This window comes from Lutibacter sp. (genome assembly GCF_021647475.1).
GTDB lineage: Bacteria > Bacteroidota > Bacteroidia > Flavobacteriales > Flavobacteriaceae > Lutibacter.
Window position 1 is genome coordinate 1 of record NZ_JAKIUR010000085.1, and the last position, 7,741, is coordinate 7,741.

The 7,741-nt window shown below is 28.5% G+C and carries 9 protein-coding genes and 1 tRNA gene; 5 read left to right on the forward strand and 5 right to left on the reverse strand.

Annotated elements, in window-relative coordinates; all coding sequences use genetic code 11:
* Nucleotides 1–79 precede the first annotated feature (79 nt).
* The 5 genes from L3J60_RS13010 to ahcY form a co-directional block, all read right to left on the reverse strand.
* Nucleotides 80–391, reverse strand: coding sequence for a hypothetical protein (locus tag L3J60_RS13010; RefSeq protein ID WP_291975996.1), 312 nt, complete (start codon nt 389–391; stop codon nt 80–82).
* Nucleotides 392–521: 130 nt separating this feature from the next.
* Nucleotides 522–1,790, reverse strand: a complete 1,269-nt coding sequence (locus L3J60_RS13015) for a site-specific integrase (RefSeq protein ID WP_291975997.1) — start codon at nt 1,788–1,790, stop codon at nt 522–524.
* Nucleotides 1,791–2,028: 238 nt separating this feature from the next.
* Nucleotides 2,029–2,102: transfer RNA gene (locus tag L3J60_RS13020), tRNA-Ala, on the reverse strand.
* Nucleotides 2,103–2,111: 9 nt separating this feature from the next.
* Nucleotides 2,112–2,906 (reverse strand): universal stress protein, encoded by a 795-nt coding sequence (locus L3J60_RS13025; protein WP_291975998.1) that lies wholly within the window; start codon nt 2,904–2,906, stop codon nt 2,112–2,114.
* 300 nt (nt 2,907–3,206) lie between these two features.
* Nucleotides 3,207–4,523 (reverse strand): adenosylhomocysteinase, encoded by a 1,317-nt coding sequence (gene ahcY / locus L3J60_RS13030; RefSeq protein WP_291975999.1) that lies wholly within the window; start codon nt 4,521–4,523, stop codon nt 3,207–3,209.
* An 86-nt stretch (nt 4,524–4,609) separates the two neighbouring features.
* Here ahcY and L3J60_RS13035 point away from each other — a divergent pair, with 86 nt between their 5' ends.
* The 5 genes from L3J60_RS13035 to arfB are packed head-to-tail and all read left to right on the forward strand — an operon-like array spanning nt 4,610 to nt 7,646.
* Nucleotides 4,610–5,248 (forward strand): 4'-phosphopantetheinyl transferase superfamily protein, encoded by a 639-nt coding sequence (locus L3J60_RS13035; RefSeq protein ID WP_291976000.1) that lies wholly within the window; start codon nt 4,610–4,612, stop codon nt 5,246–5,248.
* Nucleotides 5,241–5,948, forward strand: coding sequence for a geranylgeranylglyceryl/heptaprenylglyceryl phosphate synthase (locus L3J60_RS13040; RefSeq protein WP_291976002.1), 708 nt, complete (start codon nt 5,241–5,243; stop codon nt 5,946–5,948). The genes L3J60_RS13035 and L3J60_RS13040 overlap by 8 nt, the downstream gene beginning before the upstream one ends.
* Complete coding sequence (pnuC, locus tag L3J60_RS13045; protein WP_291976003.1) at nt 5,945–6,643, forward strand: nicotinamide riboside transporter PnuC; 699 nt, start codon at nt 5,945–5,947, stop codon at nt 6,641–6,643. The genes L3J60_RS13040 and pnuC overlap by 4 nt, the downstream gene beginning before the upstream one ends.
* Nucleotides 6,613–7,269, forward strand: coding sequence for an ATP-binding protein (locus L3J60_RS13050; RefSeq protein ID WP_291976004.1), 657 nt, complete (start codon nt 6,613–6,615; stop codon nt 7,267–7,269). The genes pnuC and L3J60_RS13050 overlap by 31 nt, the downstream gene beginning before the upstream one ends.
* Entirely contained in the window at nt 7,269–7,646 is a 378-nt protein-coding gene (arfB, locus tag L3J60_RS13055) for an alternative ribosome rescue aminoacyl-tRNA hydrolase ArfB (RefSeq protein ID WP_291976005.1), read from the forward strand. Before L3J60_RS13050 ends, arfB begins: the two co-directional genes overlap by 1 nt.
* Nucleotides 7,647–7,741: the final 95 nt, after the last annotated feature.

The window sequence follows — 7,741 nt, forward strand, 5'->3', positions numbered from 1 at the left end:
CCTTGAACCTCCTGAAAAATGAACAAACTAAAAAACTGTCGGTTAAAAGCAAAAGACTCAAAGCGGCTTGGGATGAAGACTATTTATTAAGGATATTGAAAATAAAAGTGTGAGTTTGCCCTGTAAATTTAGGTAACCAATTTAAAAATTGGTATACTTCAGGAATTATTGAGAAAGAGGATTTTTTTTTAATTCCATCAACCAATTCTGTGTCGAAAAAAACAAGATGTGGTAATTGATCTATAATCAAATTAATTGCTTCATCTTTGTTTCTTGCAATCCCTACACAACTATAATTAGAATATTTTGTAAGTAGTTGCTGCAATTCATTTACATCATCTATTTGAGAATCTACAATAACATATTTGTATTTTTTTGAAGAATATAGCATTTTATTATAAAACGTTTATTGTACTCTTTAAAAATATCCTAAGTTTTAGAAACTAGATTACGGTTAAACCGTATATTTTAAATTAAAATTGTATATGCCTATTCTTAAACTTTTCTGTAATATTTTAAGATTAGCTCGATTTAGAAGACTTCTTAAAATTTGTGGTTGCATTAATTTTACCAGTTTTAAGGGTTAATTTATTTTTTAGAATATTCATATCTACACTCACTTTTCTATCCAAAATTTTAGCGTAGTGTTGTGTAGTTTTTAAGGATTTATGTCCTAACATTTTACTTACAGATTCTATTGAAACTCCATTAGTTAGTGTTACTGTTGTAGCAAACGTATGACGTGCTAAATGGAAGGTTAGGTTTTTAGTAATTCCACACAAGTCAGCAATTTCTTTTAAGTAGGCATTCATACGTTGATTACTTAATATTGGTAATAATCTTTCACTATTTAAAATTTTAGGGTGCTGATAATATTTATCCAAAATTATCTGTGCCATTGGAAGAATTGGAATGTTACTCCTTGAATCCGTTTTTGCTCTTTTTGTATTAATCCATTTACTACCATCTATGCCAATTACAATATTGTCTTTTGTTAGTTTCTTTACATCAATATAAGCTAGACCAGTAAAACAACTAAAAATAAAAATATCTTTTACTAAATCCAGTCTTGGAATATGTACATTTTTTTCAATGATATTTTGAATTTCTTGTTCTGTTAAAAATTCTCTATCCACCGTTTTTAATCTTGCCTTCCAATTAAAAAAAGGATCTTTGCTAATCCAATCATATGCATAAGCAATACGAACAATTTTTTTAAAATTAGTAATGTATTTTACTGCGGAATTATGACCACAGTTTCTTTCAGTTTTTAAATAATATTCAAAACTAGTTATAAATTTATGGTCTATATCCTGAACAGGAATATCATCCTGTTTGTATTCTTTTTTTATAAATTCTTTAACGTGTTTTTTTGCAGTTTTATATCGTAAAGCAGTTAAGGCTGCAAATTCTTTTCCAACTAACTTTTCAACTTGATTGTTATGATCCTGAAAGATTTTTAGTACCATTTTGTGTTCAATATCTTTACCAAGATAGGCGTCACGAATATTAATAGACGTGAAATGTTTTTCATGTTGAATAAATTGCTGATGTATTTTATTGATTTTGTTTGAAATTAAATCGATGTATTGATTAATTTCTTGAGCTTCACTTGAGAAACCTTTAACCTTACCCGCTTTTGAGTTCCATTTACCCAAACTTACTTTTCTTTGGATACTCAGTTCTGCACGCTTACCATTTACCGTAATTCTTAAATAAATATTGGCTTTTTGATTTCTATCTACTTTACTCCTTTTGATGTAAAATAGTAGTGAAAGTGAATTTTTCATATTTTTTAGCAACTTTTAAAGTATAAATATACAAAAAATAAATCAAAAAATATTTTGAAGCCCTTGTTTTTTCAACGGTTACAGCATTATTCGGAGTCAGTTAATACTAAATTTTTACTGACCCCTATTTAGTCCCTTTTTATTTGATTTTTGTTAGTTTTAAATGAACTTTAAAAAAAATAAAAACCCTATAAACATAGTGTTTATAGGGTTTTGTTGTTTTTTGGTTGTTTCAAAGTGGAGAAGATGGGAGTCGAACCCACGACCTCTTGACTGCCAGTCAAGCGCTCTAGCCAGCTGAGCTACATCCCCAATTTAATTTTATAAATTTCCTTTTAAAATTAGTAAAGGAATTCTACTTTCAAAATCTACTTTTTTTATGTGATTTTGTTCCCAAAGTTTATTAAAAAATCCTCGTTTTCGTCTTATAACACAAATCATATCAGGGTTAACTTCAAGTAAATGTTCTAATACTCCTTGAAAAACCGTTGCATTTTCACTATTTGTAATAGTATCTGCAATAGTTTCAAAATCTTTATGTAATGAGTTGTCTTCAACTGCATTATGAGGAGTAATTACATGTAATAAATTTACTTTGGCACTAAAATTTTTTACTAAATCTTCTAAAGGCTCTAAAACTTTTGGTCTTCTAATTAAACCTGAACGTATGCTTAATAAAACAGTTTTAATTGCTTTAAACTTGTATCCTTTTGGTATAACTAGCATTGGTAATTCTGTTTGTTTTACTAATCCGCCAGTTATTCTTCCTAAATAAATAGATGAATCAGCCGCACTATTTTTTGCTGATGCAATTATTAAATCTATATTTAAAAGTGTAGCAACTCTATTAATGCTATCAACTATCTGACCCCTAACCGATTTAGCAATAATTTCAATTCCTTTTTTATCAACATTTGCTAAAACATGAGCTAATTCTTCTTTGCTATCTCTTTCTAAAAGCTCATCCATATTTTTTAATGCTCCTGCAACTTTAGTAGTGCCAAAAACCTGAATTACATATATTTTAGCATTAATAACAGATGCAAAATCTATAGCATATTGCAAAGTGTAAATTGCTTTTTCAGAATCACCTAAAGGAACTAATATTGATTTCATATAAACTAGTATTAAAACTCGTTGTGCATTTTAACTTTTTAAACCTACTGTTACGTCTGTTCGAGCCTGCCTGACGGCAAGGCAGGTAATTTTTGATAAAAAATTGTATTGAGAACGGCTGTTTTTAAATAAAAAACCTATTCTCGATACTAATTTTAAGCCTAAAAAGGCTAAAATTCACTCGAATTGACGAAATTTTATCATAATGCACAACAGATTATTAATTTGATTTTCCAAAAACAAATATAAAAAAAGCTTTATAGCAATTGCTATAAAGCTTTAAAATATTATATATATTTATTAATATCTGTAATAGTCTGGTTTAAAAGGTCCTTCAACTTTTACTCCAATATATTTCGCTTGATCTTCTCGTAAAGTTTCTAACTCAACACCAATTTTAGCCAAATGTAAACGAGCCACTTTTTCATCTAAATATTTTGGAAGCATATACACTTTATTTTCATAAGCTTCTCTATTATTCCATAACTCCATTTGAGCTAATGTTTGATTTGTAAATGAATTACTCATTACAAAACTTGGGTGACCTGTGGCACAACCTAAGTTTACTAAACGACCTTCAGCTAAAATAATAATCTCATTTTCTCCAATAGTATATTTATCAACTTGTGGTTTTATTTCAACTTTGGTATTTCCGTAATTTTTATTTAACCAAGCCATATCTAACTCATTATCAAAATGTCCGATATTACAAACAATAGTTTTATCTTTCATTTTTTTGAAATGTTTAGCTTGAACGATATCTTTATTTCCTGTAGTGGTAATAATAATATCTGCGTTTCCAACTACAGTATCTAATTTTTTTACTTCAAAACCTTCCATAGCAGCTTGCAATGCACAAATTGGATCAATTTCAGTAACAGTTACTATTGCACCTGTTCCTTTAAATGAAGCTGCTGTTCCTTTACCAACATCACCATAACCACAAACAACCACTCGTTTACCTGCTAGCATAATATCGGTTGCTCTACGAATTGCATCAACAGCACTTTCTCTACATCCGTATTTATTATCGAATTTAGATTTAGTAACCGAATCGTTTACATTAATAGCTGGTATTGGCAATGTTCCTGCAATTACTCTATCGTATAAACGATGAACTCCAGTAGTAGTTTCTTCCGATAAACCGTTAATTCCTTTCGCTAATTCAGGATATTTATCTAATACCATATTGGTTAAATCTCCACCATCATCTAAAATTAAATTCAATGGTTTTTTATCTTCCCCAAAGAAAAGTGTTTGTTCTATACACCAATCAAATTCTTCTTCATTCATTCCTTTCCAAGCATATACTGAAACACCTGCAGCAGCAATGGCAGCAGCAGCTTGATCTTGAGTAGAAAAAATATTACAAGAACTCCAAGTTACCTCAGCACCTAGTTCTATTAAAGTTTCAATCAACACTGCGGTTTGAATAGTCATATGTAAACAACCTGCAATTCTAGCTCCTTTTAAAGGTTTTTTACCTTTATATTCTTTTCGTAAACTCATTAAACCTGGCATTTCAGCTTCGGCTAATTCAATTTCTTTACGTCCCCAATCTGCAAGATTGATATCTTTTACTTTATATTTTACGTAAGTTGATGTTTCTGTACTCATATTTATTAAATTTGCTTTTTATTTAAAACAACCTAATATGTTGTTTTTATATTTTGCAAAAGTACAAAATACCTTTGAGAAACTAAATGCCTTTATTTAAAACAATTATACCAAATAATTATACCACTGTTTTTGTGTGGAAAATTGATGAGTCTTTTGATGAATTGTTAAAAGGAATTCAATTAACAAGCAATAGTTTAAAAAGACTAAATGCTATGAAATCAGAGTTACACCAACGTGGATTTTTAAGTGTTCGGCATTTATTAAAAAAAGCTGGTTATGCTGATAAAGATTTATATTATAATAGCAATGGCAAGCCTCATTTAAAAGATGGAAAACACATTTCTATTTCACATTCTTATCACTTTTCAGCTATAATTATTAGTAATATTGAAGTGGGAATTGATATTGAAAAAAACAGAGAGAAAATTAAAATCATCCAAAATAAGTTTGTGAATTTTGAACGTGGTTTTATCTATAAAGATGATGATAACATTCAGCAATTAACCGTTATTTGGGGAGCTAAAGAAAGTTTGTATAAAATTTATCCTTATGGTGGTTTAACGTTTAAAAATAATATTGATATTAATTCCTTTAAAATTAAAGATAAAAAAACTACAGGAACTATAAAATTTAAAGATTGGAATAAAAAATATGCTATTCACTTTCAGCAATTAGAAGATTTTACGTTGGTTTATGCACTTGAAAATTTAAAAAATGAGTAAATCAATCTTAAATTTTATACAAACAGCTATTAAAAAAGGTGATAAATTATTGGCTATTTTATTAGATCCAGACAAAACTTCTTTAAAAGATATTCCTGCTATTTCTAAAAGAATAGAAAAACTAAAGGCTAATTTTGTTTTTGTTGGAGGAAGTTCAATTCAAAAAGGTATCACCGAAATTTTTGTAAAATCATTGAAAAATAACACTGAATTACCAGTAATTTTATTTCCTGGCGATTACTCACAAATCACCAATTATGCAGATGGTATCTTGTTTTTATCATTACTATCAGGTAGAAATCCTGAGTATTTAATTGAACAACAAATTAAAGCAGTTCCTTTTTTAAAAAATACTTCTTTAGAAATTATTCCTACTGGATATATTTTAATCGATGGCGGAACAAATTCTTCCGTTTTAAAAATCAGCAATACTAAGCCTATTACTCAAACAAACATTAAATTAGCCGTAAATACTGCTGTTGCTGGAGAATATAAAGGAAAACAACTCATTTATTTAGAAGCTGGTAGCGGAGCTAAAAACCCTGTAAATTCAAAATTAATTGCAAAAGTAAAACAACAAATTTCAATTCCATTAATTGTTGGAGGAGGGATTAAAACTAAACAACAAATACAAGCTGTATTTTCTAGTGGTGCAGATATTGTAGTAGTAGGTAACGCTTTTGAAAATAAGACTTTATGAATGAATTATTTGATTTTTTAACAGAACCCTATCAATCTGCTACTACTTTAAATATAGTTTTGGAATTTGTTGCTGCACTTTTTGGTGTAGTTAGCGTTATTTATGCCAAAAAAGAAAATATTCTAGTGTTTCCAACAGGAATAATAAGTACTGTGATTTATGTTTATTTACTTTCTAGGTGGAATTTATATGGCGATTTAATTATCAATATTTATTACACTATTATGAGTATTTATGGCTGGTATATGTGGAGTAGAGTTATGAATAATAATAAACATATCCCAATTACCCGAACTAGTAAAATGGATAAAATTAAAACTACTGGTATCTTTATTTTTACTTCTATTTTTGTAATTATTGTTTATCGTCATTTTAATGTAATGCCTAACAATTTAAATTTTTCAGAAAGTGTAAACTACGCTTTAACCAATATGTTTTCTGGTAAATTATCTGATTTTAGAAAGATTACACCATTTTTAGATACCTTTACCACTGGAATATTTTTTGCTGGAATGTGGCTAATGGCAAACAAAAAACTAGAAAACTGGATTCTTTGGATTGCAGGAAACATAGTTTCTATTCCTTTATATTTTGTTAAAGGATATGGATTTACAGGTATTCAATATACCATATTTTTAATTTTAGCAATACAAGGATATTTTTCATGGAAAAAACTCTTAAACAAGACAACGTAAATATTATAAAAGTAGTTCTATTTGGACCTGAAAGCACAGGTAAAACTACGCTTTCAATTCATTTAGCACGCCATTACAATACAGTTTGGGCTCCTGAATACGCAAGAGAATATTTGCAAAACAAATGGAATAATGAACGTAAAACCTGTGAAAATTCCGATTTAGTACCTATTGCATACGGACAAATGAAATTGGAAAATGAATTGGCTAAAAAAGCCGATAAAGTTTTAATTTGTGATACTGATTTATTAGAAACCAAAGTATATTCAGAAGAGTATTATGGAGGTTTGGTAAATGAAGATTTAGCAAAAGCTGCAAAAGAAAACAATTATGATTTGTATTTACTAACCTATATTGATACACCGTGGGAAGCGGATGATTTAAGAGACCGACCTGAACAACGTTTAGAAATGTTTAAGGCTTTTGAAAATGCATTAATCAAATACAATCGCCCATATATTTTATTAAAGGGTGATAAAAAAACAAGGTTTAAAACTGCAGTTTCTAAAATTGATAAAATATTAAAATCTAAAGAAAATTTACAACGTTTTTCTGACAATTTATCCGATTTAGATTTGCATTTTTTACATCAACAAAATAATGATAACCCAAATCAGTATCTCTAATGAATGCTGAAAACCTTATAAAAGAACTTACCTTTAAAGCTGTTAGAAGCAGTGGTGCTGGCGGACAACATGTAAATAAAGTTTCCTCTAAAATTGAATTGTTATTTAATTTACAAAACTCACAAGAATTTACCGAAGAAGAAAAAGAATTACTTTATAAAAATTTAAAAACAAAGATTACTAAAGAAAATCAATTAATTTTAAAATGTGATGAAAGTCGCAGCCAGCATAAAAATAAAGAAATTGTTATACAACGATTTATAGAAATTATTACTCGTGCTTTAATAATTCCTAAAAAAAGAAAACCTTCAAAACCAACTAAAAGTAGTATTCAAAAACGGTTAGATAGTCGAACCTATTTTATTACAAGAAGATAGTTTTAATAGTGTTTTCAGTTGTTTTTATTACCAAAATAGGGCTCAAAAAAGACCAGTTTTTAGTATCTTGGTGAATAAAACCTTGTCAAATGCGT

What these genes read in the sequence shown, in the direction of transcription:
- L3J60_RS13010 (WP_291975996.1), bottom strand. Translation starts at nt 391, where the DNA reads ATGCTATATTCTTCAAAAAAATACAAATATGTTATTGTAGATTCTCAA.
- L3J60_RS13015 (WP_291975997.1), bottom strand. Translation starts at nt 1,790, where the DNA reads ATGAAAAATTCACTTTCACTACTATTTTACATCAAAAGGAGTAAAGTA.
- L3J60_RS13025 (WP_291975998.1), bottom strand. Translation starts at nt 2,906, where the DNA reads ATGAAATCAATATTAGTTCCTTTAGGTGATTCTGAAAAAGCAATTTAC.
- ahcY (WP_291975999.1), bottom strand. Translation starts at nt 4,523, where the DNA reads ATGAGTACAGAAACATCAACTTACGTAAAATATAAAGTAAAAGATATC.
- L3J60_RS13035 (WP_291976000.1), top strand. Translation starts at nt 4,610, where the DNA reads ATGCCTTTATTTAAAACAATTATACCAAATAATTATACCACTGTTTTT.
- L3J60_RS13040 (WP_291976002.1), top strand. Translation starts at nt 5,241, where the DNA reads ATGAGTAAATCAATCTTAAATTTTATACAAACAGCTATTAAAAAAGGT.
- pnuC (WP_291976003.1), top strand. Translation starts at nt 5,945, where the DNA reads ATGAATGAATTATTTGATTTTTTAACAGAACCCTATCAATCTGCTACT.
- L3J60_RS13050 (WP_291976004.1), top strand. Translation starts at nt 6,613, where the DNA reads ATGGAAAAAACTCTTAAACAAGACAACGTAAATATTATAAAAGTAGTT.
- arfB (WP_291976005.1), top strand. Translation starts at nt 7,269, where the DNA reads ATGAATGCTGAAAACCTTATAAAAGAACTTACCTTTAAAGCTGTTAGA.